This window comes from Janthinobacterium agaricidamnosum NBRC 102515 = DSM 9628 (assembly GCF_000723165.1).
Classification (GTDB): domain Bacteria; phylum Pseudomonadota; class Gammaproteobacteria; order Burkholderiales; family Burkholderiaceae_D; genus Janthinobacterium; species Janthinobacterium agaricidamnosum.
In genome coordinates this window covers 4,084,378-4,110,518 of the sequence record NZ_HG322949.1, presented here as the reverse complement: position 1 = coordinate 4,110,518, position 26,141 = coordinate 4,084,378, and the positions used below count along the sequence as shown (strand labels likewise).

Here is a 26,141-nt window from a genome sequence, read left to right as displayed (position 1 = left end):
CGCACGCCACCAGTCCCGGCCGCGCCAGCCGCCGCATCCTCCGCCGCACCGGCCACCGCGCCAGCGGCACCCGTCAGTTCGGCCCGCGCCGCGATCAATGCCGCGCTGGAAGCGGCGCGCGCCGCGTCGAAGGGCCGTCCGGGCAATAATCCGACGCCGCCGTCGGCCGCCGCGCCAGCTGCACCGGCTTCGGCTCCGGCCGCGCCGGCAGTTGCCGCGACACCCGCTGCACCGCCGGCCGCCGTCAAGCCAAAAGCGCCGGCGCCGTGGGAAGATGCGCCGCCAGCCGCCGTGTCAGCGAAGCCGGGAGCAGCGCCGGTGCGCCAGCCGGCGCCGCAGCAACAGTCCGAACCCGACGACGACATGCCGCCATGGGTCACCGAATTTTCCGACGATACCGCGTCGGCCGCGGTGCAGGCCGCGCCTGCCGAAGCCGCTCCCGCCGCTCCGGTGGCGAAACCGGCGCCCAAACCGCAAGCGCCCGCCGCACCGTATGTGATCACGCCGGTGCCGGGCCTGGACTGGGACGGCAACTGGCCGGCCGTGGCCGCCGTGCTGCCATTGCGCGGCGTGGCGCAGCAACTGGCGGTGCAGGCCGAACTGATCGAGTGCCAGCATGACGGCCACAGTACCTTGTTCCGTTTGCGCGTGCCGATCGAAACCTGGCGCAGCCCGGCCAACGTCGAGAAACTGGCGGCCGCGCTGAGCGACCGCTTCGGCCGCAAGGTCAACGTCGATACGGAGCTGGGCGCGGTCTGGTACACCGCCAGCGCCGAAGCGCAGGCGCACCGCGAAGCGTGCCAGTTGCAGGCCGAGGAAATTATCGAACACGATCCCTTCGTGCTCAGCATGAAGCGCGAGTTTGGCGCCTTCGTGGTGCCGGGCACGATCACGCCGCCGCCGGCCACGCTGCATTAAGCGGAATTCGGCGGAGTGCGGCACACCTGATGAATCTTATTTGTTTTAATTAATACGGAGAACACGTTTATGATGAAGAACCAATTGGCTGGCCTGATGAAGCAGGCGCAAGCGATGCAAGACAATATGAAAAAAGCGCAAGAGCAACTGGCGCTGGTGGAAGTCGAAGGCCAGTCCGGCGCCGGCCTGGTCAAGATCGTCATGACGTGCAAGAACGACGTCAAGCGCGTGGCTATCGATCCATCGCTGCTGGCCGACGACAAGGACATGCTGGAAGACCTGGTCGCCGCCGCGTTCAACGACGCCGTGCGCAAGGCGGAAGCCACCTCGGCTGAAAAAATGGCAGGCTTGACCGGCGGCATGAATTTGCCAGCCGGCTTCAAAATGCCATTCTGATGTACCGTCAGCCCGTTTCATTCAGCGCCAACCCAGGCTGATTCATGGCCAAGGCGCTTGAATTCCTGACCGAGGCGCTGCGGCGCCTGCCCGGCATCGGCCCCAAGTCGGCGCAGCGGATGGCTTTCCATTTGCTGCAGCACGACCGCGAAGGGGCGGCGATGCTGTCGCGGGCGCTGTTCCAGGCCGTCGACGCCGTGCATCACTGCGGCATGTGCAATACCTTTACCGAACTCGAAATCTGCGAAACCTGTCTCGACGGCGAACGCGACACGCGCTTGTTGTGCGTGGTGGAAACGCCGGCCGACCAGTTGATGATCGAGCAGACGCTGACTTACAAGGGACTGTATTTCGTGTTGATGGGGCGCTTGTCGCCGCTGGATGGCATCGGCCCGAAAGATATCCATCTGGAAAAATTACTGGCGCGCGCCAATGATGGCGTCGTCACCGAAGTGGTGCTCGCCACCAACTTCACCAATGAAGGCGAAGCGACCGCCCATTACATCAGCGAAATGCTGAAAGCGCGCGGCTTGAAAGTCAGCCGGCTGGCGCGCGGCGTGCCGGTGGGCGGCGAACTGGAATACGTCGACGCGGGCACGATCGCCCGCGCGATGCTCGACCGCAGGGCAACTTAAGCAATGGAAAAAAAAGTGTCGGCCGGCCCTCTTGCCGGCATTAAAGTGCTGGAACTCGGCACCCTCATCGCAGGCCCGTTCTGCGCCCGCATGCTGGCCGAATTCGGCGCCGACGTCATCAAGATCGAAGCGCCCGAAGGCGGCGACCCGATCCGTACATGGCGCATCTTGAAAGACGGCACGTCGCTGTGGTGGTCGGTGCAGGCGCGCAATAAAAAAAGCCTGACGCTGAACCTGAAAGACCCGCGCGGCCGCGCCATCGCCAGGCAACTGGCGCTGGAAGCCGACATCATCATTGAAAACTACCGTCCCGGCGTGCTGGAAAAATGGGAGCTTGGCTATGAACAGCTGAAGCGCGACAATCCAGCCTTGATCATGGTGCGCCTGTCCGGCTTTGGCCAGACCGGGCCGATGAAGGACGTGCCCGGCTTTGGCGCGATCGGCGAATCGATGGGCGGCTTGCGTTATGTGTCCGGCTTCCCGGACCGGCCGCCGGTGCGGGTCGGCGTATCGATCGGCGATTCGGTGGCGGCCCTGCATGGCGTGATCGGCGCGATGATGGCCTTGCGCCACCGCGATGCGAGCGGCGGCAAGGTGCAAGGGCAGGGCCAGATGGTCGATGTCGCCTTGTACGAAGCCGTGTTCAACATGATGGAGTCGCTGGTGCCGGAATACGACCAGGCCGGCGTGGTGCGCGAGCGCACCGGCGGTTCGCTGCCGGGCATCGTGCCGTCGAATACCTACACCACCGGCGACGGCGAAAATATCGTGATCGCCGGCAATGGCGACGCCATCTTCAAGCGGCTGATGCTGGCCATGGGCCGCATCGACCTGGCGGGCGACCCGCAACTGGCGCGCAACGACGGCCGCGTGGCACGCACGCAAGACATCGACGACGCGATCCAGGCCTGGTGCGCCGGCCACACCATCGACAGCGCGCTGGCCGTGCTGAAGGCGGCCGACGTGCCATCCGGAAAAATCTACTCGGTGCGCGACATGATGAGCGACCCGCAATTCCTGGCCCGCGACATGTTCGAGCAACACCATTTCGCCGACGGCACGCCGGTCAAGCTGCCGGCGATCACGCCGAAGCTGTCCGAAACGCCGGGCCGGACCAAATGGCTGGGACCGGAACTGGGCCAGCACAACGATGAAGTACTGGCCGCGCTGGGCTACGACGCCGCGGCGATTGCCCAATTGCGGCAGGATGGCGTGTTGTGAACATTGCAAAAAATGTGATCTGTCCCCTCCCTAAAAAAAGGAAAAGAAGTGAAGCATAGTATTTTTAACGGGCGTTTGATTCCAGCCTTGCTGGCGGCAGGTTTATTAAGCGCTTGCGCGGTCCAGCCGCCCGCCTCGCAGGCATCGGCCGCGCAGCGCTCGATCGCCGGACTGCGCCTGATCGGCGAGCAGCGGATTGCACTGAAGCAGGAATTCCAGGGCACGCCGGTCGGCGGTTTGTCGGGCATCGATTACGATCCGGCCAGCGGCACCTGGATCATCGAAAGCGATGACCGCTCCGAGTTCAGTCCGGCGCGTTTTTATCGCGCCCGGCTGGATTACGACGCCAGCGCGTTTGCGTCAGTGACGCTGACTGGTATGCATTATTTCAAGCAAGCCGACGGCACGAATTACCAGAACGTGGAAGAGTACCAGGCGCACGGCGGCGAGGTGCCGGATGTCGAAACCATCCGTATCGATCCGCGCGACGCCAGCCTGTGGTACGGCAGCGAAGGCGACCGCCGCCTGGGATTGAATCCCTTCGTCAAGCACGCCGACCAGAACGGCAATTACCTGTCGACGCTGCCGACGCCGGTGATGTTTAATGTATCGCAGCAAGAAACCGGTTCGCGCAACAACCTGAGTTTCGAGGGACTGTCATTTGCGCCCGATGGCGATTCATTGTGGCTGGGCATGGAAGCGTCCTTGTACCAGGATGGTCCGGTATCGACGCCGTCAGCCGGTTCGCTGACCCGCGTGACCCGTATCGCGCGCGACGGCAAGGTCTTGGCGCAATATGCGTATCCGCTGGGTCCGATTGCCTCGTCGCCGGCGCCGGGCAAGCATGCCGAGAATGGTGTGTCGGAAATCCTGGCCGTCAACGACCATCAATTGCTGGCGATCGAGCGTGCCGGCGTCGAAGATGCGCAAGGCACGTATAAAAACCATATCCGGATTTACGAAATGGATACCGACGGCGCGACCGACATCAGCGGCATCCCGGCCTTGCAGGGCGCCAGCTTCGTGGCGATGCGCAAGCGGCTGGTGCTGGACCTGGAAACGCTGGGTCTGGACCGGCTCGACAATATCGAAGGCATTTCGTGGGGCCCGCGCCTGGCCAACGGCCATGACAGCCTGGTGCTGATTTCCGACGACAATTTCAACCACAAGCAAGTAACCCAGCTGCTGGCGTTTGAAGTATTGCCGAAATAATTCTTGGCTAGCCTCGACATCAGTTCGGCCGCATCAGCGCCGCCTGCTTGTCGAGCATCGCGGTAATCGATTCATGCGGCGACGGATGGCCCAGGTAATAACCCTGGGCCATGTCGCAGCCGTATTCTTCCAGCATCAGCAGTTGCTCATTGGTTTCCACGCCTTCCGCCACCACCACCATTTTCAAGCCATGCGCCATGGCGATGATGGCGCGCGTGATGGCGGCGTTTTCCGAATCCTGCGGCAAGCCCGAGATAAAACTTTTGTCGATCTTCAAGGCCCGCACGTCGAAGCGCTTTAAATAATTCATCGACGAATAACCGGTGCCGAAGTCGTCGATCGACAGGTAGACGCCGATGCCGCGCAATTGCTCCAGCGTTACCATGGTGGCCCTGGCGTCGTCCATCAGCGTGCCTTCGGTCAATTCCAGTTCCAGCAGGCGCGCGTCGAGCCCGGTGTCTTCCAGCGCCGACAGCACGATTTGCATCAGGTTTTCATCCTTGAATTGCTTGGCCGACAGGTTGACCGCCATCCGTATCGCCCGTACGCCATCGATTTGCCATGCCTTGGCCTGGCTGCATGCGGTGCGCAACACCCATTCGCCGATCGGCACGATCAAGCCGGTTTCTTCCGCCAGCGGAATGAATTCGGTCGGCGAGATGATGCCGCGTTCCGGGTGGCGCCAGCGCACCAGCGCTTCGACGCCGACGATCCTGGTGCTGGGTACGTCGATTTGCGGCTGGTACAGCAAATACAGTTCATTGTTTTTCAGCGCCTTGCGCAAGCCGACTTCCAGTTTGACGTGGCTCATGATTTGCATCGTCAACGAAGAACTATACAGTTTGGCGTTATTCTTGCCGCAATTCTTGGCGTGGTACATCGCCGTGTCGGCATATTTCAGCAGCGAGTTGCAATCGTCGCCGTCTTCCGGATACAGCGAAATGCCGATGCTGGCGGTGACGAATATCTCGTGCGAGTCGATCAGGAATGGCCGGCGCATCGCTTCCTTGACCCGGTGCGCGACGTTGAGCGCGTTTTCGACCCGTTCCAGATCGGGGATCAGGATGGTGAATTCATCGCCGCCCAGGCGCGCCAGGTTGGTGTTGTTGAGGTCGGCGGTGCGCGACACCAGGTCGCTCGGGCGGATGGTTTCGCGCAGCCGTTCCGACACCACTTTTAATAAATGGTCGCCGACGTTGTGGCCCAGCGTGTCGTTGATGCGCTTGAAGGCGTCGAGGTCCATGAACAGCACGGCGAATTTCTTGTTGCCCAGTTTCGAGCGCGCCAGTTCGCGTTCCAGCGTTTCCAGGAAGGCCTGGCGGTTCGGGATGCCGGTCAGGCTGTCGCAATACGCCAGGCGGCGGATTTGCTCTTCGGTCTGCTTGCGTTCGCTGATGTCGCGCACCAGTCCCAGCACTTCTTCGGCGCCGGTGGCCACCAGCCGCGCCTCGAAGTGGCGGGTGGTGTCTTGCCGCGTCAGCGCGTAATCGACCGAGCGGATGTGGTGCGTGTCGAGCACCGTGTGCATTTGTTCCAGCAAGCGCTCGGCGATGTCGCTGGGCAGCACTTCGCTGATGTGCTTGCCGACGCAGTTTTCATTCGAGAAGATCGCGCTGGAATCGTGGCCCTGTTCGTAATCGAGATAAAAGCCTTCCTTGTTGAGGCGGAAGAAGGTATCGGGAATCGCCGCCAGCACGGCGCGGTTGTGGGCGTCGGCGATGCGCAGCCGGGCGATGGCGTCGCTGGCGCGCAGCACGTACAGCACGCGGTGGCCGAGGATCGGCCAGTTGATCGGCTTCGAGATGAAGTCGGTGGCGCCTTCTTCATAGGCGTGGGTGACGGCTTCCAGGTCGTCGCCGCCGGTGACCATGATGATCGGCACGGTGATCGCCGATTCGGCGCGGCGGATTTCGCGGCACACGGTAAAGCCGTCCATGGCCGGCATGTCGACGTCGAGCAAGACCAGGTCCGGCGCCATGCTTTTGTAATACGCCAGCGCCTTGATGCCATCGTCGGCTTCGACCACGTCCAGCCCGACCTGGCTCAGCATTTCGAGCATCAGCATGCGCATCACGGGATCGTCGTCGGCCACCAGCACCAGGCCGCGCTTGCGAGATAAGGGCGCTGTCATGTCAGATTTCCTTTTCCAGGATTGCGCTCAAGGTAAGCCGTACGGCGTGAAATTCCTGCTCCATCTCTGACAGGAGGCCGGCTGCGCCTTCGGTGCTGTCGTTGCGGCCCAGCGTTTCCATGTCCTTGCACAGCTGAGCCAGCGTGTCGGCGCCGACATTGGCGCTGCTCGACTTGAGGCTGTGCGCGGCCTTGCGCAGATTGCCGGTATTGCGGCTGTCGATGGCCGCGCGCAAGGTCAGGAATTGCTGCGGCGTATCGTCGACAAAGGCGTGGATCACCCGTTCCAGCAAGGCGTCGCCGCCGGTGCTGCTGAGCGCGCGGATATTGTCCAGCGCGTGGCGGTTGATGTTGTGGGCGGCGGCCGGCTTGCGCGCCGCAAGCTGCATCGGCGCCGGGGCAGCGACTGGCGCCGGTGTGGCGGGCGCCGGCCTGGGCGGCAATTCATCGTGATGCACGGTCGCGGCGCGCGGCAGCGTGATCCAGCGCGCGATGGTATGGCCCAGTTCCTGCTGCGTAAATGGCTTGCTCAGGTAATCGTCCATGCCGGCCGCCAGGCACGCTTCGCGGTCGCCCTGCAAGGCGTTGGCGGTGATCGCGACGATCGGCAGCAGGCGCGCATGGCCGCATTGCTGTTCGTGGCGGCGGATTTCGGCGGTGGCGGCAAAACCGTCCATCACCGGCATCTGGCAATCCATCAGGATCAAGTCGAAATCGTCGCGCCGGGCCGCGTTCAGCGCCTGTTCGCCATTGTGGGCGCAGACCACTTCCAGGCCCAGGCCGTCGAGCATGGCGATGGCCACTTCGATATTCACCGGATTGTCTTCCGCCAGCAAGACTTTCCTGCGCTTGCGGCTGGATGCCGGCCGTGGCAGGTGCGGCGTGCTGATACGCATGCCTTCGCTGGCGCGCATCGGCGTGACAATGCAATCGAACAAGTCGCACTCGCGCGCCGGCTTGATCAGCTGGAAGGCCACGCCGGCTTCGCGCCGCTGCACCGTGTCGGCGGCGCCCCGGTCGGTACTGAGCAGCAGCAATTTGATGTCGGCGATCAGCGGGTCGGCCTTGATGGTGGCGGCCAGCGCCAGGCCGCTGGTACGCGGCAATTCCATGTCGAGCAGGGCGACATCGTAGGGCTGGCCGCGCTGGGCCGCCGCATACAGTTTTTGCAAGCCGTCGGTGGCTGAAACGGCGCTGTCGCTGGCGATATGCCAACTGGCCAGCTGGCCCTCCAGCACTTCGCGCGTACCTGGCGTTTGGTCGACGATCAAAGCGCGGATTCCCTGGGTGGTTTTGGGGTTGAACGAGGCATCGTCGAAAGCGATGCGCCGCTTATCGAAATTTACTTCGAACCAGAAGATCGAGCCTTGCGTTAGAGCATTGTCAACGCCGATTTTCCCGCCCATCAATTCCACCAGCTGCTTGGAAATGGCCAGTCCCAGCCCCGTGCCGCCATGTTTGCGGGTGGTCGAACCGTCGGCCTGCGAAAACGATTCGAAGATCCGGGTTTGCGCTTCGCTCGATACGCCGATGCCGGTGTCGTGCACTTCGAAGCGCAGGCTGACGGTTTGCGCATCTTCGCCGGCCACTTGCACCTTGACGGTGATCTTGCCGCTCTCGGTGAATTTGATGGCGTTGCCGAGCAGGTTGACGATCACCTGGCGCAGGCGGTTCGGGTCGCCGCTGATGGCGATCGGGATATCGTTGGCGATATCGAATTCCAGGCGGATATTCTTGGCGTTCGCTTGCGGCGAAAAGACGTGGTCTATATCGTCGAGCAATTCGCGGAAATTGAGGCGGATGTATTCCACCGTCAACTTACCCGCTTCGATCTTCGAAAAATCGAGGATGTCGTTGATGATCACCAGCAAGTTCTCGCCGGAGCGCTTGACCATGCTGGTGTAGTGGCGCTGCTGCTCGGTCAGCTGGCTGGCCAGCAGCAGCTCGGTCATGCCCAGCACGCCATTCATCGGCGTGCGGATTTCATGGCTCATCGTCGCCAGGAACGCGCTCTTGGCCTGGCTGGCCGATTCCGCCGCGTTCTTGGCTTTTTCCAGTTGCTCGGTACGCACGCTGACCTGGCGTTCGAGTTGCCCGCGATAATGCGCCAGCGTCGCGTCGCGGCTGTCGATCTGCGCCAGCATGTCGTTGAAACTGTCGATCAGCGTACCCAGTTCGTCGCTGCGCTGGTGCAGGATGCGGTGGGTATAAGTCTGGCTGCTCGACACTTTTTGCGCCGCATTGATCAGCTTGGTGATCGGCTCGGCGATGACGCCCTTGAAGCGGGCCGCCAGGAACAGCGCCAGCAAAAATGAAAACAGCGTCGCGCCGCTGATCGCACCGAGGTGGCGCAAGATGCCCAGCCACATATGGATCAAGTCGGCTTCGATCATTACCGTGCCGATGATTTCCTGGTTGTTGCGGATCGGCCGGTACAGGCGGATTTCCGGCGCCCAGAACGGACCGCTGGTCTCGGTCACCGGTTGGGCGCCGATCTCGGCCAGGCGCAAGGCGCTCAGCCCCGGCAACTGCTCCGGCTTTTCATCGGCGATCAGCGCCACATAACGGGCGAACGGCTTGCCGTCGCGGTCGAACAGCGCGGCTTGCGTGATTTCATCCTTGACGCCCAGCGCGGCCAGGGTTTGCTCGGCTTGCTTCTTGTCGGCGAATAACAGCGAGGTGACGCTGTTGGTGCCGATCACGCCAGCCAGCGACAGCAGTTGCTTGCCCTCATCTTCCTTATGGCTCAATACCGATGTCGCGGCAAACGCGATAAACACCAGCAGCAAGGCGCTGCCGGTCGACAGCACGGAAATCATGGTCAGCTTCTGGCTGATGCTGGAGCGGTCGAAATTGAACATGGACAGCGTTATCTCCCCAGGATGCTGCGAGCCAGTTTCAATACCTGCGAGCTGATGCGCAAGCCGGCGTGGCGGGCGGCGGCGGTATTGATGTCGAATTCGATCTTGTCGTCATTGCCGCTCAAGCCGACGATGCCGCCAAGCTCGGCGAACGCATCGATATCGCTGACGGTCAGCACATTGCGCGCATGGGCGCCGGGCAGGATGCCGGCCAGATAACGTTCCTCCGATTTGGCGATAAATAATATATTGCAACCATGTAATTCCCCCAGCCGCGACATATGGCGCACCTTCCATTCGCGCCCGGACAGCGTGCGCCCTTCAAAACCGGTCAATCCCTGGCTCAGCGTCTCGGTATCGCCCATCATGCACAAGGTCAGCGGCGATTCGCGCGAACCGGCCGGCCAGTCGGTGAAGCGGGCGATGTTGTATAAAAAACCGATGGTCATCGCCGGATCGGCGCCGGCCGCGAGGCCCGGCCCGGGCGCGCCCCAGGCCAGCAATAACAGCCATATCGCTATACGCCGCGGCAACCAATACTGGCCCGCGGACACAACGATACGGTGGCGGTGCTTGAATTCCATCATGTGTGCGGCAGAGCTGGTATGACTTCAAGCGGTGGTCCGGTTGGAAAAAACTTAATTCCAATAGGAAAAATTCAAGATAAGCGGGAAGTTTCTAGAAGGTATTGATTTGGGTCTATAGATGAATCGGCAATGATCGGGGAATAAAAAAAGCGGACCACTCCCTAAGGAATATGTCCGCCTGAAGGAGACTGATTGCTTGTCAGCAACAACCGCCGCGCTTGCCGGCGCCGCCGTAGCGGGCTTCCTGGCGTTCGCGGAAAAACTCTTCGTACGACATGATCGGCTCATCGGGATGTGTCAATTCCCGGTGCGCGACATAGGTATCGTATTCGGGCAAGCCGACCATCAGCCGCACACTTTGCCCCAGGTAGCGGCCGGCCTTGACGATTTCGTCCAGCATCATGGCACCGTCGGCATCGATTGGAACGGCGTTTCGCGGGTGGTCGGCTTGTTATTGGCGCGCGCCAACAAGATGGTGCGGATGCCGAACACCATCACGCTGATGACGACGATCATGAAGAAGCCCGCCAGGCCGGCGTCGAGGTAATCGTTGAACACGATTTGCTGCATCTGCGCGACCGACTTGGCCGGCGCCAGCAAGGTACCCTGGTCGAGCGCCGCCGAGTACTTGCCGGCGTGGGCCAGGAAACCGACGCGCGGGTTGGCGTCGAAGATTTTTTGCCAGCCGGCGGTCAGCGTGCACAGCAGCAGCCAGATGGTCGGCGTGATGGTGACCCACGCGTATTGGCCGCGTTTCATCTTGAACAGCACGCAGGTGCCCAGCGTCAGCGCGATGGCTGCCAGCATCTGGTTGGCGATGCCGAACAATGGCCACAAGGTATTGATGCCGCCCAAAGGATCGACCACGCCCTGGTACAGGAAATAACCCCAGGCCGCCACGCACAGGCCGGTGGCCAGCAGGTTGGCGTAAACGTTTTCCGTCTTTTTCAGGCTGGGTGCGAAACTGCCCAGTAAATCTTGCAGCATGAAACGTCCGGCGCGGGTGCCGGCGTCGACCGCGGTCAGGATGAACAGCGCTTCGAACAGGATCGCGAAGTGGTACCAGAAGGCCATCATGGTCTTGCCGCCGATCACGCCGGACAAGATGTGGGCCATGCCGACCGCCAAGGTCGGGGCGCCGCCGGCGCGCGAAATGATGGTGTGCTCGCCGACATCCCTGGCGGTCTGGGTCAGCATCTCAGGGGTCACATAAAAGCCCCATTGCGAAATCGCCTGCGCGGCCGATTCGGCGGTCGAGCCGATCAGCGCGGCCGGGCTGTTCATCGCGAAATACACGCCCGGTTCGATGGTCGATGCGGCCACCAGCGCCATGATGGCGACAAACGATTCCATCAGCATCGCGCCGTAACCGATAAAACGGGCGTGGCTTTCGTTCTCGATCATCTTCGGCGTGGTGCCGGAGGCGATCAGCGCATGGAAGCCGGACACGGCGCCGCAAGCGATGGTAATGAACAGGAACGGGAACAGATTGCCCGACCAGACCGGGCCGCTGCCGTCGATGAACTTGGTCATGGCCGGCATTTTCAGGTAGGGCGCGACAAAGATGATGCCGATTGCCAGCGCCAGGATGGTGCCGATTTTCAAGAAGGTCGACAGGTAATCGCGCGGCGCCAGCAACAGCCAGACCGGCAATACCGAGGCGACAAAACCGTAGCCGATCAGCATCCATGTCAATTCGGTGCCGGTAAAGGTGAACATCGGTCCGAACAGGGGCGATTCCTGCACATACTGGCCGCCGATAATGGCCAGCATCAGCAGCACAAATCCGATCAGCGAAATCTCGCCGATGCGGCCGACCCGGATGTAACGCGAATACACGCCCATGAACAGCGCGATCGGTATCGTCGCCATCACGGTAAAACTGCCCCACGGCGAGCCGGTCAGCGCCTTGACGACGATCAGCGCCAGCACCGCCAGGATGATGACCATGATCATGAAGGTGCCGAGCAGCGCGATCATGCCGGGAATTTCGCCCAGTTCCGCCTTGATCAGGTCGCCCAGCGAGCGGCCGTCGCGGCGCATCGAAATGAACAATACGATAAAATCCTGCACCGCGCCGGCGAATACCACACCTGCCAGTATCCACAGCATGCCCGGCAAATAACCCATTTGCGCGGCCAGTACCGGGCCGACCAGCGGGCCGGCGCCGGCAATCGCGGCAAAATGGTGGCCGAACAGCACGAATTTATTGGTTGGCACATAATCGAGGCCATCGTTGAACTTGTGCGCCGGCGTCATGCGGCGCGCGTCGAGGCCGAATACCTTGTCGGCGATGTACAGGCTGTAGAATCGGTAGGCGATCAGGTAAATGCAGATGGCGGCGATGACGATCCAGATGGCGCTGATCGATTCGCCGCGCTGCAGGGCGATGACGCCCAGCGAGCCGGCGCCGGCCAGGGCCAGCGCGGCCCAGCCTAGTTGTTTCATGAAACGCTGCATATTGCTCCTCCAAGAATAGACGGGCGCCGCACTCGCCCGGTCTGTGCCGGTACGGAATTGTCAGCTTATGGCGAGTATTCACGATTCGTATAACTAGATCAAGCGCAGCATTACGCAGTTGCACTAAGTATTATTACGCAGGCCGAATCCGGCGCGGCAACGTAAAATCGGACCCTTCACCCCGGAATAGCGAAACGCCATGAAGTTGAGGCAAAAAGTAATCTTCCTGGCAATTACGCCGCTGATACTGGCCATGTGCGGCATCGCGCTGGCGGTGCGGCATCAGGCCATCATGCTGGCGCAGCAGCAGCGGGCCACCATCCAGCAAGCGTATCTGGCCAGCAAGGAAGCCGAGCTGAAACATTATGTGACGCTGGCCAGCCATTCGATCGCCCATTTGTACCGTTCGGGACGCAAGGATCCGGCTACGCTGGAAGAAGCCAAGCGCATCCTCGGCGCGCTCAGTTATGGCGATGACGGCTATTTCTTTATTTACGATATGCAAGGCAATTCTCTGATGCATCCGCGCCAGCCGGAACTGGTCGGCCAGAACCTGTGGCAATTGCGCGATGCCAGCGGCCGCCTGACGATACAGAATTTGTTGCAGCGAGCCAAGACCGGCGGCGGTTTCGAGCGCTATAACTGGATCAAGCCGTCCAGCCACAAGCCGGCGCCGAAACTCGGTTATGTGATACTGATGCCGGACTGGGGCTGGATGATGGGCACCGGCATCTATCTCGACGATGTCGACGATGCCTTGGCGCGGGTCGATACCCAGCAATCGGGCAATATCCGCAGCACCATGCTGTGGATCGCGGCGATCGCCATCCTCAGCTCGCTGGCGCTGGCGGTGTCCGGGCTGGCGCTCAATATCAGCGAATTGCGGGTCGCCGACGCCAAGCTGAAAGTACTGACCCAGCGCGTGGTCGAATCGCAGGAAGAGGAACGGGCGCGGCTGTCGCGCGACTTGCACGATGGCATCAGTCAATGGCTGGTGTCGATCAAATTGCAAATCGAAGCGGGCATTATCCGCCTGACCGGCACTGCCGAACAACAAGCCAAGGCCCAAGCCACTTTCGAGCGTACCGCCGAACAACTCAATAATGTGCTGGGCGAAGTGCGCCGCATCTCGCATAATCTGCGTCCGGCGATCCTCGACGACCTGGGCCTGGCGGCGGCGCTGGAACACCTGGCCGGCGAATTCTCGGACAATAGCAGGACGCCGGTGGTATTTCGGGCCGAAGGCGGCAGCGAAGGTTTGTCGGACGTCGCCAATACCGTGCTGTTCCGCATCGCCCAGGAAGCGCTGACCAATATCGAGCGGCATGCGCAAGCGAGCCAGATCGTCATCGAACTGAGCGGATCGCCGCACCGGGTCGCATTGCGCATCGCCGACGACGGCATCGGTTTCGACACCGACGGCATCGCCTTGCACCCGAAACACGGCATCGGCTTGCGCAATATGATGGAACGGATGGAAGCGATCGGCGGCGACTTGCTGATCACTTCATCGCCGTCCGGCACGGTAGTGCTGGCGCGGGTCGACCTGACAATTTGAATACCATGATCGTAAAAACGCTATGAAGCAAACATTATGAAGCAAGTCATCCGAATCCTGCTGGTCGACGATCATCCGCTGGTGCGCGACGGCTTGCGCGCACGCCTCGAAGCCGTGCCGCATTTCGACGTGGTGGCGGAAGCGGGCGGCGCCGAAGAGGCGCTGGAACAGGCGCGCCAGCACAATATCGAGCTGGTCTTGATGGACATTAATATGCGCGGCATCAACGGCATCGATGCGACGGCGTTGTTCAAGGCGGCCTTTCCCGCCATCGCGGTGCTGATACTGTCGATGCACGACAAGCTGGAATATGTGTCGCAGGCAATACAGGCCGGCGCGCGCGGCTACGTGCTGAAGGATGCGCCGGGCAAGGATATCGTGTTCGCGATCGAGACCGTGATGTCCGGCGGCATCTATTACAGCGCCGCACTGGCCCAGCAACTGGCGCGTCCGCTGATCCACGACACCCACCTGACGGTGCGCGAACACCAGGTCTTGCAGCATATCGCGGCCGGCCAGTCGAACAAGCAGATTGCCCGCGAACTGGACTTGAGCGTGCGCACCGTCGAAACCCACCGTTTGAACATCAAGCGCAAGTTGGGCATCGAGGGGCAGGCTGAACTGATCAAATATGCGGTCGAGCATGCCCAGTTCGATGGCTGATGTGCCCTGAGTTGCCATGCTAAATTGTTATGCAAAATTGGTATGCATTGTATGCATGAAACCAGTAATCTTCTTCCATTACTATTGCCAAAATAAAACTGTCTGTTTAGATGGATTCGGATAGAATGGCTGAGGCTGGTGACGTTTGCTCGTTTTACTAAGAGATTTATGCGTCACCAACCGTTTCATTACCATTGCGCCCATACAAAGATACCGATGTCCGCGTCTGAATCCAAGCTGTTTCCATTGGTGGGATTACAAGCAGTTGCCAATGCTCATCATGAGTGGGTGGCCGTCATATTGCACTTGCCGTTGCAGGCAAGCGATGCCGCGCTGTCGATGCTGCTCAGCGCAGGCGATGTGTTCGCCGCGTTGGCGCCGCTGCAATTGATCGTTACGCTGAGCGATCCGTGCGGCTTGAGCGACAGTGTGCTGGCCGCGCTGCCGGCCCGGCGCACCCTGTTGCGTATTCCCTCCGCTGTGGCCGCCGGCAAACCGGTACAACAGCGCTGCCTGGCACTGGCCGACGACGGCTACCGGATCTTGCTCGACGGCGCGGCCGGCATGACGGCGCTCAAGATGGGCGCGCACGGGACCAGCATCGATAGCCGCGGCGACTTGCCCAGCCTGCATCAACTGCTGGCCTTGCCCGGCCCGCACCTGGTGCACCAGGTCGACAGCGCCACGCGCCTGGCCGAATGCCGCGGCGGCGGCTTTTCGTGGTTTGCCGGCGAGCACGCGCTGCATGCGGCGCGCAATAGGGGCAATCCCGACGACGGCACTTCGCGCAAGCGCCTGCTGACCTTGCTGGCCTTGCTGGCGCGCGACGCCGATGCGCCCGAACTGGCGCTGCAGCTCAGGCAAGATCCATCGCTGTCCTATCACTTGCTGAAACTGGCCAACTCGGCGGCGTTCGGGCTCAGCATCCCGATCAGTAATTTTGAACAAGCGATCACCTTGCTGGGCCGGCGTCAATTGCAGCGCTGGCTGCAACTGCTGCTGTACGCGCGGCAGCAAGAAGATGGCGGCAACCATGCCTTGCTGCCGCTGGCGGCGGTGCGCGCGGCGCACATGGAAGCGCTGTGCAAATACCACGGCGGCGACCGCGACCAGCAAGACCTGGCCTTCATGGCCGGCGTGTTTTCGCTGCTGGATGTGTTGCTGGGCATACCGATGGAGCAGATCCTGGCCGTGCTCAAGCTCGATCCCGAAGTCGCGCTGGCGTTGCGCGAGCGGGGCGGCGAGCTGGGACGTTTGCTGGTGCTGGCTGAAAGCGGCCATGCGATTGCCGATATGTCCCCCGAGGTGCTGGCTGGCGCCGGCATCGATGCTGAAACCTATTGGCGCAGCCTGCTGGAGGCTTATCAATGGGCAATCCAGGTCAGCCGGAACCTGTAAGCATGTTGCTGCAACCGGTATCAGACTACCTCGGCGACAGCGCCGCCTTGTGCGACGCGGTATTGCGCTTGCGCGGCCCGGCCCTGATCGAGGAACTGGGGCGCATCGCCCGCGCCGTCACCGCCAGCCCGCATGGCCGTTACTTGCCCGCCGCGCCTGGCATCCTGGCGGAACCCGGCTATGGCGCCGGCTTGCCCGGCCTGGAGCAGGGCTTGATCCAGGAAATCCGCTACGACGGCCAGTGTTTCGGCCACTTCGCGGTCTGCGGCCGCGAGCAATATGGCGACGACGAGCGTGGCCGGCTGGCCAGCCTGGCCACGCTGACCGCCGGCGTGCTGCAAGTGCATTCGCTGGCACAACGCTCGACCCATGCTTACGCCCAAGTCGAGGCGCTGCTGCAACAGCAATCGCAAATCCTCGACCAGATCCACGAATCCGTGCTGACGATGGACTTGACCGGCTACATCACCAGCTGGAACAAGGGCGCCGAGCGGCTGTTCGGCTACACCTCGGTGGAAGCGGTCGGGCAAAACATCCTGTTCCTGTACGAAGATGAAGACACCGGTTTCCACGACGCCTTTGCCGAACAGGGCGGGCGCCTGATGGAAGTGCGGCGCCGCAAGAAAAACGGCGAAGTGTTCTGGGCCAGCCTGTCGCTGTCGCCGCTGTGCGACATGGAGGAGCGCGCGATCGGCCTGATCGCTTACCTGACCGACATCACCGAACGCAAGCTGGCCGAAGAGCGGCTGCACCACCTGGCCTATTACGATGCGCTGACCGGCTTGCCGAACCGCACCCTGCTGACCAAGCTGGTCGACCAGGGATTGACGGTAGCGCAGCGCACCAGGACCCATGCTTGTGTGCTGTTCATCGACTTGAATCGTTTTAAGCTGATCAACGACACGCTGGGCCGGCCTATCGGCGACGAATTGCTGCGCCAGATCTCGCAACGTTTCCGCGGCGTGCTGCGCGACCAGGACCTGGTGGCGCGGCTAGGCGGCGATGAATTCGCCGTGTGCCTGCTCGACATCGGCCAGCACTTCGAAGCGAGCACCGTCGCGCAAAAATTGCTGGCTTCGCTGGAACAGCCATTCCTGATCGACAGCCATGATTTGCGCGTCGGCGCCAGCATCGGCATCAGCGTCTACCCGCAAGACGGCGGCGACGCCGAAACCCTGCTGCGCCTGGCCGACATCGCCATGTACCGCGCCAAGCAGGATGGCGGCAGCGATAGCGAATCGGTGGCCTTCTACAGCCATGAGATGAACCTCGGCATGCAAGAACGCATGCGCGTCGAAACCGGCTTGCGGCACGCGCTGATGCAGCGCCAGCTATTGCTGCACTACCAGCCGAAATTTGCGCTGGCGACCGGCCGCATCATCGGCGCCGAAGCGCTGGTGCGCTGGAGCCATCCGCAGCGCGGCATGATCCCGCCGTCCGAATTCATTCCCCTGGCCGAAGCGACCGGGCTGGTGGTGCACATCGGCGAATGGGTGCTGCAAGCGGCGTGCGCCCAGGCCCAGGCATGGCAGCAGGCCGGCTTGCCGCCGGTGCGCATCGCCGTCAACGTTTCCGCGCGCGAATTCACTCCGGCCTTGCCGGTGCGGGTGGAACAGACCCTGCAGCGCTACGGCCTGGAACCGGCGTGGCTGGAACTGGAAATCACCGAAAGCACGCTGATGAACAACATCGAGCGCGTAATCGGCATCATGGACCGCATCACCGAGCTGGGCGTGGCCTTGTCGCTGGACGACTTCGGTACCGGCTACTCCAGCCTGTCCTACCTGAAGCGCTTTCCGATCGACACCTTGAAAATCGACCGGTCCTTCACCACCGGCATCCCCGACGACGGCAACGACTGCGCGATCGCCAGCACCATCATCAGCATCGCCCGGCAACTGCGCCACAAAGTGATCGCCGAAGGCGTGGAAACGGTCGAACAACTGGCGTTTTTGAAGAGCTCAGGCTGTGATGAAGTGCAGGGTTACTTGTTTTCGAAGCCGTTGCCGGCGCTGGAATTCGAAGCGGCCTTGCGCGAGAACTGGGGCCTGGACAGCTGACATGGCTGTTGCGTGTCGCTTCAGCGTGCATTTTTCTGTAGGGAAACAGTTATCGCGCAGGGATAGATTGGTAAGGTGGAGTGGATTATGTATAATATCGGCAGCAGGAAGCGTGGCCGAGTGGTTGAAGGCACCAGTCTTGAAAACTGGCGACGGTGTGAGCTGTTCGTGAGTTCGAATCTCACCGCTTCCGCCAAGAAATAAAAAAGAATAGCCGCCCTCGGGCGGCTTTTTTTATTTCTTGGCGGAAGCGAGCAGGGCGCCTGCGCGCCCTGCGTGTGAGATTCGAAGGCCTTGCGCCTACCGGCGCAAGCCTCCCCGAATCGCCCAACTGCTGCCGCTGCGCGGCAGCCCTGCGCGCCGTGGGCGCGCTTCGTGGTTCTAATTAGGTTCGTGACTGAGCTGGCTTCTACGACGTACAACGCGTAAGCTCGTGTCCGAAAGGCAGAACTGGCCCTCGTACCCACATACCGGAGAAATTCGCTGTTGCTCGATCAGTTACGGATATTAAATTGAAAGTACGGAAATTTGTTCGGATAGCGCACTGTATATTGGTGCTCAATAGCAAGTTCCAAGTCCTCTATGGCCGCCGAGATCTCCAGTGCAATGGGGCTAGAATGGGTTTGCGATACGAAAGCAGAGACATCAAAATTATTCAGTGTTAAGGCTCTGCGAACAGCTATTATGTAAGGATTAAGGTTGTCTACACTTACAATCTTTACCCTCGTTAATAATCGCTCAAGGCTATAAATGCGTGTAATCAAATCCGCAGATTTGATGCCGTCAAATTTCTCAGAGCAGTGAAACGCACGACCATCCTGTTCAAGTTTTTGAAGTTGCTCGTAAAATTTATCGAGCTGGGAGCGCACCTCTTTCCTGCGTTCCCTAGCTTCACTGAAGAAGTGCGTACATGCCCACCCGATTACCGCAATAGCCCAAGGAATCCCATCCCAAAAACTCTTATCAGCCATATACGCCGATGCTTAGTGAGGCACGAGGATTGGCACTGCTTTATCGATGTAGTCCAAAATTTCCACTTTGAGACTTGTGTTGCTTGCTTGTATTTCTAGCTTGTCTTTTACATCATGCTTGGGGATACCCAAGCGTACTAATCCGCCGAATGCCTCCTCTAAAAATGAGGAGCCGTAACCGCGTGCGCCGTCCAGGTCGACTACAACCTTCTCTGCCATTCTGAAGGCCGGTTCGAGAAATTTACGACGGAACAGCTCGCCACTGAACGGGCCATCTTTTACAAAACGACCTGCTGGAAATCGCGAAAATTCTTGTGCTACTCTAATTGTGGTGATCATACTGCCTCCTTGGCTGGCAAGGGAATTTTCCAAAAAATCAAGATCCCAAGTATACTATCATGGTAGTCAACTGAGCGAGATGCGCCACCAGAATTCATCATGAAGACCCCACGGTTACTATAGACGATTGCTTGGGCATCTGGGAGTCCATTTATGACCTCCATGATCTGCCTCAGCCCCTTTCCGCGATGACTCTTTCTTGTTCTGGACACACTGTCCTTCACAGCAAATTTGATGATGTCTGAATCGTTCTTCAGACCTTTACGGACTAATCTATTCCAGACGCTGCGGCGCTTCACCGGAAGAGTGCGCGGTATGCCCGCACCTAAGTCACAAAAGGCAACGGAAAGATAGTTGTCTTTTTCATGAGAGAACATCCACCAGTCTTTCTGATCGTCAATTCCCAATCCATCCTCCCGGCTTAAATCGTAAGCATGATTGGAAACGTTGGTCATAGCCTCGGTGATGCCTGTATAAATTGATGCAAGGGATATCGACGCGCTGCGCGTGCAAATAAAGTTCGGCACCAACGCTTGTCGAAGCTTGCCAAGTCCGTCGTTTGCGACATTAAAGTTTGACACAACTGCAGCTTCTTGGACCTATACGAGCATCTGCTTTCCCCCCAAAGCGAACGTTGTGCTGCACGGCTAACGTAGCTTTTTCCAGTCTGTTCACTTTCGCGCGTGATCTCACGATCAATAAACCCTGAGCCAGCAAACCAATTTGCGACAGCATTGAGAGCACTCCCGAATAAAGCACAGTATTCCCTGAACAGCTAAACCACCGCCCCCCCAAACCCCTCCGGCCGCCGCGCCAGCAACTGAGACAGCCGCTGAAGCCCTGCCTGCAAGCGCCCCCTGTCCTTGATACACCCCAAAGAGATCCGAATGGCATTCACGTGTCCGCTGCCGGTGGCGAATGCCTCCGCCGGCGTGACTGCGATGCCCTCCTTGTCGGCTGCACGCGCAAGCTGCGAGGAGTTCCAATACGCCGGCAACTCGAGCCATACATGCAGGCCGTCATCAAAGCCGCTGTAGCGCCCCGCCAGAATATCCCGGGCCATCCGGTGGCGCAGGCGCGCCTCCTTGCGTACGCCTTCCATCAAGCGGTCAGCCGAACCGTCGAGTATCCACTGCGTGGCCAGTGCGGCCGTCAGAGGCGCGACCATCAGCGCAAATGATCTGAGCGCGACCAGGAAACGTTCGCGTTCGTGCCGGTCGCGTATCAGCACGAAGGCGACACGCAAGCCGGGCGTCAGGCATTTCGACAGGGTTGAGATGTAGATCACCTGTTCCGGGGCAAACGTGGCAATCGGCGGTGGCGGGGCATCGGCAAGGAGCCAGTAGGGATCGTCCTCGACGATGCGTACATTGCAGCGCTGCGCGATGCTGGCGAGCTCCTTGCGCCGGCGTTCCGGCATGGTGATGGCGGTCGGGTTCTGTAATGTCGGATTGAGGTAGACCAGCCCGGGCTTGTGCTGGCGGCACGCTGCCTCAAGCAGTTCAGGCACCATCCCGTGCTGGTCCGCTTCCACCGCAATGATGTGCCGGCCGAATTGGGCGGCCGCGGCACGCAAGCCGGGATAACTCGTCGGCTCTGCCAGGATGACATCGCCAGGCTCCGTCAGCGCAAGGATCAATGCGGCGATCGCCGCTTGCGCACCCGGACAGACAAGCAGCTGCCCTGAATCCAGATGTCCAAACATCGGTGCCAGCCATTTGGCTCCGGCCTTGCGGTCGGAGTCGCTTCCCCCGCCCAAGTGGTAAGTCATCAGCAATTCATTATCTGCCCTCATCAATACTTGAGACAAACCTTGTTTCAACATGTCGTCGAAGTCCACGCCATCCGGCGCTGGCGGGGTATTCATGCTCAGGTCGAGGATAGCGTTCAACTCGACTTTCGGCGCCGCGACATAGGTGCCCCGGGCGCCGCGGCCCTCCAACAAGTTGCGGCGTCTGGCTTCGTCGTATGCGCGCGTGATCGTCGTCAGGTCGACGTCCAGCTGTGCTGCCAACTGGCGCTGCGGAGGCAGGCGCTCACCCGGGGTCAAAGATCCGTCTGCCACCGCCGCCTGCAACGCATCCGCAATCTGCAAAAAGCGTGGCCCTTTGTTCCCGGCCAATCGCGGCAACCAGATGGGTAAATTTTCATCTTGCATGGTTTTTAACTGGGACATTTTGTCTCAATGTATGGAAATTGTTTTTAAGTAGTATGCATCAGGGCGTGCAGCAACACCATCCTTGCATGGCAGTCGCTGGCGTTTGCTCCTCTCTCATCCGGATTCGGCAAATCACTCCGCTGGATCCGATTGATATTTCATAGCGAAGTAGATCGTAATAAATGATTGTGATTTCTGACTTCCATAACCGGCGCTCTGCGGTGTTGCACCTTGTTAGCAGTGCTCGCACTGCGTCGCAACGAGCGCCCTCGGCGGGCCCCCTTGCAGCGCATCCGGTTCTGTTCGTCATAATTTCACCATTATTTTCCACGACCTACTTAGATATACTGAAAGATTCAAACAGGATGCCTGGGGAGCGGTTTGAAAAAAAATGTAGCTGCTGAAGCAGCGTTTTGAGGTAGTGCTCCTCACGATAGATAGTGTCAAGTAATAGCCTGGAAATACTCAAAATGATGGATTGGATTCCGATAGTCTTCGTTACGTTCAAGGGACTCGTGCTCGGCACGGGCATGTTCTTCGCCATCAAGTGGCATTACGATCAAGGGAAGAAGGGGAAGGAGACGGATAAGCGCGCGGTGCTACGCGCGGCCGGCAAGGTGGCCGCAGTCTTCGTGCTATCGCTGCTGGGCCTGGGGCTCTTCACCTTCGCCCTTGGCAGGATGCTCGGTTTGGAGTTGACCCTCCCCTGATGGCACAGAATAGTCGGCCGATATCCAGTGATGCGGCAGCAATTCCCCGATGCGGCTCGGGCAGCATCGGCAGGGCGGGTCAGCGTTCGCTTCGGCAAATAGCATCGCGCCTGCCATCAGCCACAGCCTTGCTCGACCTGAAACCCCTCAACTCCCACAACAACCACAAGCCACTCGCCAAGCACAGCACGATAATCGCCATCGAAAGCGGCAACTGAAATTGCTCATGCCCTGTCACAGCAAAACCCGCATGTATCACAAACGTCGCAATCCCCAACGCCGCGCAGCCAGCCGCCGAAACAAACGCTTTGGGGCTCGATAAAATCACATGCTGATAGCCCAGGAACACCAGCGGCACGACTAATATATTGAATAGCAGAAAACCCTGAATCCCGCCTGGAAGATGGAACATTTCCCACTCTCTCCAGTAAGCGGCGTCGATTTGGTGTAAAACGAGCAGTACCATCGTTGCCAAGTAGCTTTTAGTCATCCGGAATCACTTCTGTAAAAGTTTCTTTAAGTATAAGTTAAACCTATGGCGCAAGCGTGAAAAAGATAATAAATTTGACCATGGACGACCCCATGCAAAAATAAAACGGCCGAACCTATCCGATTTTGATTAACCCGGACCTGCTGTAGTAAGCTATCGTCTCCTACTTTTCCGACACCCAGAGCAATGACCGATCCGAGCAGCGCAGCGCTTACCCGTGAGCACCAGGCTACAGATCAATCCATCCGGCGGCGCTCGCTGATCGCCGCTTGCGGCGCGCACGCGATACACGACGGCCTGACCGATGTCATCTATGTGCTGCTGCCGATCTGGCAGGCGCAATTTTCCATCAGCTATGCCTTGGTGGGGCTGTTACGCGGCTCTTATTCCGGGACGATGGCGGTCTTCCAGTTGCTGGCGAGCAAGCTGGCAAGGCGCTGGGGGCGGGAGCGCATGCTGGTCGGCGGGACGGCGCTGGCTGGTTTGGCTTACCTGATCGCCAGCCAGGCCGGTGGCCTGGCGGTGTTGCTGATTGCGCTGTTGCTGGGCGGGCTGGGCGCCAGTACCCAGCATCCGCTGGCGTCGTCGATCGTTACCGATACCCACGAGGCGGGCGGCGGAGTGAAGCAGGCGTTGTCGCAATATAACTTTGCCGGCGACATCGGCAAGACGCTGATACCGGGACTGGTCGGCTTGTTGCTGCTGCTTGTCAGCTGGCAGGCCAGTGTCACGCTGATCGGGCTGCTTGGCCTGGCGGCTGCTGCTGCACTGTGGTGGCTGCTTCCGGCAGCGGAGGAATTGAAGTCGGACAAGAAAAAATCCGCCAAGACCATCAATGGGAGCGGTTCGAAAAGCGGCTTATGGGCGCTGTTGACGACTGGCGCCCTGGATAGCGCGGTACGGATGGGATTTCTGACCTTTTTGCCATTCCTGTTGAAAAGCAAAGGCACCGGCACTGCGGGCATCGGTGTGGCGCTGTCCTTATTGTTTGTCGGTGGTGCGTTCGGCAAGTTATTGTGCGGCTATCTGGGTGCACGCATCGGCATGATGAAGACGGTATGGATCACCGAGTCCGCCACGTCGCTGCTGATACTGGCCGTGGTATGGTTGCCGCTGTTCGGCGTCATGGCCATGCTGCCGCTGCTGGGACTGGCGTTGAATGGAACGTCTTCCGTGCTGTATGGCGTGGTGCCGGAATTGGCCGAAGCGGGCAAGCGGGAGCAAGCTTTCGCGCTGTTCTATACCGGCACCATCGGCGCTGGTGCGCTGGCGCCGGTATTGTTTGGCGGGCTGGGCGATGTGGCAGGCATTCCTGTCGCCGTGATCACGCTGGCGGCGATCTTGCTGTTGACATTGCCATTGTCGTGGCGGGTGCGGAAGGGATTGGGGAGCTGATTCGGCTGTCTTCCATCCGCACTGAACTATGCCGCCAGAGCCTTGCTGCCGTGGGCCTTGGGAACGATGGCGAACTGCATGCCCATCGCATTGAGCAAGGCCATCACGGTTTCGAGGCGCGGCTTGCTACCTTTGCGTAGTGCCTTGTACGCGCCCTCGCGGGTGATCTGCGCCTCTTTTGCGACCTTGCTCATGCCATGCGCGCGGACGACATCGTTCATTGCCGATTGCAACAGGTCAGCGTTGCCGGTTGCTGCGATCTCGCTCATGTAATGTGCGATCGCTTTCGGGCTGGTCAGATAGTCGGCCGGGTCGAACTCAGTCAAGCCGAGCGCTTTCAGGTCGGCGAGGGCGAAAGCGGTGTCGATGTTATCTTGGGCCATTTTTTCTTGCCTCCCTTGCGTTGTGCCGCCATTACCTTCGCTTGCTCTGCCTGTTGTGCCTTCTTGCGTTTTGCTTGGGCGGCCACCGCAGTTCGCATACCCCTTCGCCTACTGCGGCTCAATTACCTTTCTTTCGATCCTGCAGGTTCTTGATCCGCGCAGCTACTGTCGTGGATGCCACCACGTCCAGCGTGGCTTCCCAATACCGATACTCCGCAGTCTTGAAGGTCTTGATCAGATTAGGAATAGTCATAGTAATCGTTTGTTCTTGTTTGTCAACCGGGAGGTGATGCGTCTCGCTGGATTGTTCCTTTCCTTTTTGGCTTTGTATTTGATTTGCACCGCCATGGGCAGTCAATGCCCTGTGTTTAATAGAATAGAACCACGCTGTGCCAGGGACTTGATCCCAGTCATGTCAAGCCGCCAGCAGGCTGTCGGGCCAGAATATCGTACCGGAGTGGCGCAGGGAAAACTGCATCTGTGCGATGCGGCGCGCGGATCGCGCAGATGGCGTTGCGGGCGGCGATCAAGGCGGCGGCTGTGGCGGCCTGATCGTGTCATCGGATAGGTCAGGCAGCCCTGCTGCCCATGGCAATCACGGCCGCGCCGGCCAGTGCCAGGCCGACGCCGGCAACATCGGTCCATGCCGGCGTCACGCCGTCCACCAGCCACAGCCAGATCAGTGCGGTGGCGATATAAATCGCGCCATACGTGGCGTAGACGCGGCCGCTGGCGGCCGGGTGCAAGGTCAGCAGCCAGACGAACATCATCAGGCTGATGGCGGCCGGCAGCAGCAGCCAGGCGCTGGCCTTACCGCCCAGCCACAGCATCGGCAGATAACAACCGACCAGCTCCGCGACGGCAGTTGCCGTAAATAATGCAAAAGTGCGGGTGATGGCGGTCCATTCCATAGCTGCTTTCTTGTCCTGGGAAAATTGTGGCAACATTATATACAGCCGGACAGGGGCGGCTGGATGGTAAACTGTCGCCTTCACAGATACTCGCCACCGCCATGACAAAAACAACCACCCCTCCAGCCAAAAGACGCGACGAGGCGACACCGAAGCTGACGGTCAATCCATTCCTGGACAGTGAGTTTTACGCCCGGATGCGCGATTACACCGAGCGCGACGCGGCCTTCATCAAGGAATTGAAGGCAATCGCCGAATGCGGCGCCGGCAAGAAGAGCCCGGATCCGCGCTATGCGCCATCGCTGGAAGCGTTGCTGCTGACGGTCAAGAAAGGCTTGTCGTTCGCCGAGATGCTGAAGCGCATGGCCGAAGGCAAGGAAAAAGGCTTGTGGGAACCGTGGATGACGACTTTCGGGATTGAAATCCGCGCCGTCAATTACGCGCCTGGCGGTCCGCGCAACGCTTGCCTGGTGCTGGACCTGGGCGCCGCCGCACCGGCCCACGCGATGTTCGCCAAGGCCGGCGTGCAAAACTGGCGCAGCCTGGCGGCCGACGATTGCGCCGTGGTGCGCACCGAAAAGGCGACCGAGACGTCGCCGCTGAAAGTGTTTGCCGTGTTTTACCTGGACCCGGCCGAGAAATAATCGCCTTACAGGCCGGGGAGCCTGTACCCGGCCTATCGTTC

The 26,141-nt window shown here is 60.2% G+C and carries 23 protein-coding genes, 1 tRNA gene and 1 pseudogene (1 of these 25 running past the window's edge); 13 read left to right on the top strand and 12 right to left on the bottom strand.

Annotation, left to right across the window (positions count from 1 at the left end):
* The 5 genes and pseudogenes from GJA_RS17590 to GJA_RS17570 all read left to right on the top strand — a co-directional run.
* Positions 1 to 918 (top strand): annotated as a pseudogene (locus GJA_RS17590) (DNA polymerase III subunit gamma/tau); it begins 1,176 nt to the left of the window's first position.
* Positions 919 to 987: 69 nt separating this feature from the next.
* Positions 988 to 1,314, top strand: coding sequence for a YbaB/EbfC family nucleoid-associated protein (locus GJA_RS17585; protein WP_038494711.1), 327 nt, complete (start codon positions 988 to 990; stop codon positions 1,312 to 1,314).
* 44 nt (positions 1,315 to 1,358) lie between these two features.
* Positions 1,359 to 1,949, top strand: coding sequence for a recombination mediator RecR (gene recR, locus GJA_RS17580; protein ID WP_038494708.1), 591 nt, complete (start codon positions 1,359 to 1,361; stop codon positions 1,947 to 1,949).
* A 3-nt stretch (positions 1,950 to 1,952) separates the two neighbouring features.
* Positions 1,953 to 3,170: a CaiB/BaiF CoA transferase family protein gene (locus tag GJA_RS17575; RefSeq protein WP_038494705.1), complete on the top strand. Its 1,218-nt coding sequence runs from the start codon at positions 1,953 to 1,955 to the stop codon at positions 3,168 to 3,170.
* 48 nt (positions 3,171 to 3,218) lie between these two features.
* Positions 3,219 to 4,382, top strand: a complete 1,164-nt coding sequence (locus tag GJA_RS17570) for an esterase-like activity of phytase family protein (protein WP_242404568.1) — start codon at positions 3,219 to 3,221, stop codon at positions 4,380 to 4,382.
* 19 nt (positions 4,383 to 4,401) lie between these two features.
* Here the strand turns inward: GJA_RS17570 and GJA_RS17565 are convergent, their stop codons facing one another.
* The 5 genes from GJA_RS17565 to GJA_RS17545 all read right to left on the bottom strand — a co-directional run bounded on the left by GJA_RS17565 (position 4,402) and on the right by GJA_RS17545 (position 12,420).
* On the bottom strand, positions 4,402 to 6,513 hold the full coding sequence (locus GJA_RS17565) for a putative bifunctional diguanylate cyclase/phosphodiesterase (RefSeq protein ID WP_038494702.1): 2,112 nt from the start codon (positions 6,511 to 6,513) through the stop codon (positions 4,402 to 4,404).
* Position 6,514: 1 nt separating this feature from the next.
* Positions 6,515 to 9,373: a response regulator gene (locus tag GJA_RS17560; RefSeq protein ID WP_038494699.1), complete on the bottom strand. Its 2,859-nt coding sequence runs from the start codon at positions 9,371 to 9,373 to the stop codon at positions 6,515 to 6,517.
* 8 nt (positions 9,374 to 9,381) lie between these two features.
* Entirely contained in the window at positions 9,382 to 9,960 is a 579-nt protein-coding gene (locus tag GJA_RS17555; RefSeq protein ID WP_051781045.1) for a YfiR family protein, read from the bottom strand.
* Positions 9,961 to 10,159: 199 nt separating this feature from the next.
* Entirely contained in the window at positions 10,160 to 10,360 is a 201-nt protein-coding gene (locus GJA_RS17550; RefSeq protein ID WP_038500264.1) for a YbdD/YjiX family protein, read from the bottom strand.
* A complete protein-coding gene (locus GJA_RS17545; RefSeq protein ID WP_038494697.1) occupies positions 10,360 to 12,420 on the bottom strand; it encodes a carbon starvation CstA family protein in 2,061 nt (686 codons plus the stop codon). Before GJA_RS17545 ends, GJA_RS17550 begins: the two co-directional genes overlap by 1 nt.
* Before the next feature lie 199 nt (positions 12,421 to 12,619).
* Here GJA_RS17545 and GJA_RS17540 point away from each other — a divergent pair, with 199 nt between their 5' ends.
* From GJA_RS17540 to GJA_RS17520, 5 genes are all read left to right on the top strand, one after another.
* Positions 12,620 to 13,978 (top strand): cache domain-containing protein, encoded by a 1,359-nt coding sequence (locus tag GJA_RS17540; protein ID WP_038494694.1) that lies wholly within the window; start codon positions 12,620 to 12,622, stop codon positions 13,976 to 13,978.
* 36 nt (positions 13,979 to 14,014) lie between these two features.
* On the top strand, positions 14,015 to 14,641 hold the full coding sequence (locus tag GJA_RS17535; RefSeq protein ID WP_038494693.1) for a response regulator: 627 nt from the start codon (positions 14,015 to 14,017) through the stop codon (positions 14,639 to 14,641).
* 288 nt (positions 14,642 to 14,929) lie between these two features.
* A complete protein-coding gene (locus tag GJA_RS17530) occupies positions 14,930 to 16,039 on the top strand; it encodes an HDOD domain-containing protein (protein WP_339325663.1) in 1,110 nt (369 codons plus the stop codon).
* A gap of 2 nt (positions 16,040 to 16,041) precedes the next feature.
* Positions 16,042 to 18,099 carry a putative bifunctional diguanylate cyclase/phosphodiesterase gene (locus tag GJA_RS17525; protein ID WP_038494688.1) on the top strand — a complete coding sequence of 686 codons (2,058 nt, stop codon included), beginning with the start codon at positions 16,042 to 16,044 and terminating at the stop codon, positions 18,097 to 18,099.
* A 106-nt stretch (positions 18,100 to 18,205) separates the two neighbouring features.
* Positions 18,206 to 18,295, top strand: a tRNA-Ser gene (locus tag GJA_RS17520).
* A gap of 298 nt (positions 18,296 to 18,593) precedes the next feature.
* On the opposite strand, the gene GJA_RS17515 is transcribed toward GJA_RS17520, so the two are convergent.
* The 4 genes from GJA_RS17515 to GJA_RS17500 all read right to left on the bottom strand — a co-directional run bounded on the left by GJA_RS17515 (position 18,594) and on the right by GJA_RS17500 (position 21,567).
* Positions 18,594 to 19,070: a hypothetical protein gene (locus GJA_RS17515; RefSeq protein ID WP_038494685.1), complete on the bottom strand. Its 477-nt coding sequence runs from the start codon at positions 19,068 to 19,070 to the stop codon at positions 18,594 to 18,596.
* Between the two features lie 12 nt (positions 19,071 to 19,082).
* Positions 19,083 to 19,409 (bottom strand): STAS-like domain-containing protein, encoded by a 327-nt coding sequence (locus GJA_RS17510; RefSeq protein ID WP_038494684.1) that lies wholly within the window; start codon positions 19,407 to 19,409, stop codon positions 19,083 to 19,085.
* Positions 19,406 to 19,990 (bottom strand): hypothetical protein, encoded by a 585-nt coding sequence (locus GJA_RS17505; RefSeq protein WP_144241582.1) that lies wholly within the window; start codon positions 19,988 to 19,990, stop codon positions 19,406 to 19,408. Before GJA_RS17505 ends, GJA_RS17510 begins: the two co-directional genes overlap by 4 nt.
* A 194-nt stretch (positions 19,991 to 20,184) precedes the next feature.
* Positions 20,185 to 21,567, bottom strand: coding sequence for an aminotransferase-like domain-containing protein (locus GJA_RS17500; protein WP_038500258.1), 1,383 nt, complete (start codon positions 21,565 to 21,567; stop codon positions 20,185 to 20,187).
* A 470-nt stretch (positions 21,568 to 22,037) separates the two neighbouring features.
* Here GJA_RS17500 and GJA_RS17495 point away from each other — a divergent pair, with 470 nt between their 5' ends.
* On the top strand, positions 22,038 to 22,277 hold the full coding sequence (locus GJA_RS17495) for a hypothetical protein (RefSeq protein WP_038494683.1): 240 nt from the start codon (positions 22,038 to 22,040) through the stop codon (positions 22,275 to 22,277).
* A 79-nt stretch (positions 22,278 to 22,356) separates the two neighbouring features.
* On the opposite strand, the gene GJA_RS17490 is transcribed toward GJA_RS17495, so the two are convergent.
* Positions 22,357 to 22,767: a DUF6713 family protein gene (locus GJA_RS17490; RefSeq protein ID WP_038494680.1), complete on the bottom strand. Its 411-nt coding sequence runs from the start codon at positions 22,765 to 22,767 to the stop codon at positions 22,357 to 22,359.
* A 186-nt stretch (positions 22,768 to 22,953) separates the two neighbouring features.
* Between GJA_RS17490 and GJA_RS17485 the strand changes: the two genes are divergently transcribed.
* Entirely contained in the window at positions 22,954 to 24,162 is a 1,209-nt protein-coding gene (locus GJA_RS17485) for an MFS transporter (protein WP_038494677.1), read from the top strand.
* Positions 24,163 to 24,188: 26 nt separating this feature from the next.
* Here the strand turns inward: GJA_RS17485 and GJA_RS17480 are convergent, their stop codons facing one another.
* Positions 24,189 to 24,545 (bottom strand): addiction module antidote protein, encoded by a 357-nt coding sequence (locus tag GJA_RS17480; protein WP_051781041.1) that lies wholly within the window; start codon positions 24,543 to 24,545, stop codon positions 24,189 to 24,191.
* Between the two features lie 569 nt (positions 24,546 to 25,114).
* Entirely contained in the window at positions 25,115 to 25,456 is a 342-nt protein-coding gene (locus GJA_RS17470) for a YnfA family protein (protein WP_038494671.1), read from the bottom strand.
* Positions 25,457 to 25,557: 101 nt separating this feature from the next.
* Here GJA_RS17470 and GJA_RS17465 point away from each other — a divergent pair, with 101 nt between their 5' ends.
* Positions 25,558 to 26,100, top strand: a complete 543-nt coding sequence (locus tag GJA_RS17465) for a hypothetical protein (protein ID WP_242404566.1) — start codon at positions 25,558 to 25,560, stop codon at positions 26,098 to 26,100.
* Positions 26,101 to 26,141 lie beyond the last annotated feature (41 nt).

Bases quoted from the DNA above. Each gene is read 5' to 3' on its own strand.
- GJA_RS17585 (WP_038494711.1), top strand. From the start codon at position 988: ATGATGAAGAACCAATTGGCTGGCCTGATGAAGCAGGCGCAAGCGATG.
- recR (WP_038494708.1), top strand. From the start codon at position 1,359: ATGGCCAAGGCGCTTGAATTCCTGACCGAGGCGCTGCGGCGCCTGCCC.
- GJA_RS17575 (WP_038494705.1), top strand. From the start codon at position 1,953: ATGGAAAAAAAAGTGTCGGCCGGCCCTCTTGCCGGCATTAAAGTGCTG.
- GJA_RS17565 (WP_038494702.1), bottom strand. From the start codon at position 6,513: ATGACAGCGCCCTTATCTCGCAAGCGCGGCCTGGTGCTGGTGGCCGAC.
- GJA_RS17560 (WP_038494699.1), bottom strand. From the start codon at position 9,373: ATGTTCAATTTCGACCGCTCCAGCATCAGCCAGAAGCTGACCATGATT.
- GJA_RS17555 (WP_051781045.1), bottom strand. From the start codon at position 9,960: ATGATGGAATTCAAGCACCGCCACCGTATCGTTGTGTCCGCGGGCCAG.
- GJA_RS17550 (WP_038500264.1), bottom strand. From the start codon at position 10,360: ATGCTGGACGAAATCGTCAAGGCCGGCCGCTACCTGGGGCAAAGTGTG.
- GJA_RS17545 (WP_038494697.1), bottom strand. From the start codon at position 12,420: ATGCAGCGTTTCATGAAACAACTAGGCTGGGCCGCGCTGGCCCTGGCC.
- GJA_RS17540 (WP_038494694.1), top strand. From the start codon at position 12,620: ATGAAGTTGAGGCAAAAAGTAATCTTCCTGGCAATTACGCCGCTGATA.
- GJA_RS17535 (WP_038494693.1), top strand. From the start codon at position 14,015: ATGAAGCAAGTCATCCGAATCCTGCTGGTCGACGATCATCCGCTGGTG.
- GJA_RS17525 (WP_038494688.1), top strand. From the start codon at position 16,042: ATGTTGCTGCAACCGGTATCAGACTACCTCGGCGACAGCGCCGCCTTG.
- GJA_RS17515 (WP_038494685.1), bottom strand. From the start codon at position 19,070: ATGGCTGATAAGAGTTTTTGGGATGGGATTCCTTGGGCTATTGCGGTA.
- GJA_RS17510 (WP_038494684.1), bottom strand. From the start codon at position 19,409: ATGATCACCACAATTAGAGTAGCACAAGAATTTTCGCGATTTCCAGCA.
- GJA_RS17500 (WP_038500258.1), bottom strand. From the start codon at position 21,567: ATGCAAGATGAAAATTTACCCATCTGGTTGCCGCGATTGGCCGGGAAC.
- GJA_RS17495 (WP_038494683.1), top strand. From the start codon at position 22,038: ATGATGGATTGGATTCCGATAGTCTTCGTTACGTTCAAGGGACTCGTG.
- GJA_RS17490 (WP_038494680.1), bottom strand. From the start codon at position 22,767: ATGACTAAAAGCTACTTGGCAACGATGGTACTGCTCGTTTTACACCAA.
- GJA_RS17485 (WP_038494677.1), top strand. From the start codon at position 22,954: ATGACCGATCCGAGCAGCGCAGCGCTTACCCGTGAGCACCAGGCTACA.
- GJA_RS17480 (WP_051781041.1), bottom strand. From the start codon at position 24,545: ATGGCCCAAGATAACATCGACACCGCTTTCGCCCTCGCCGACCTGAAA.
- GJA_RS17470 (WP_038494671.1), bottom strand. From the start codon at position 25,456: ATGGAATGGACCGCCATCACCCGCACTTTTGCATTATTTACGGCAACT.
- GJA_RS17465 (WP_242404566.1), top strand. From the start codon at position 25,558: ATGACAAAAACAACCACCCCTCCAGCCAAAAGACGCGACGAGGCGACA.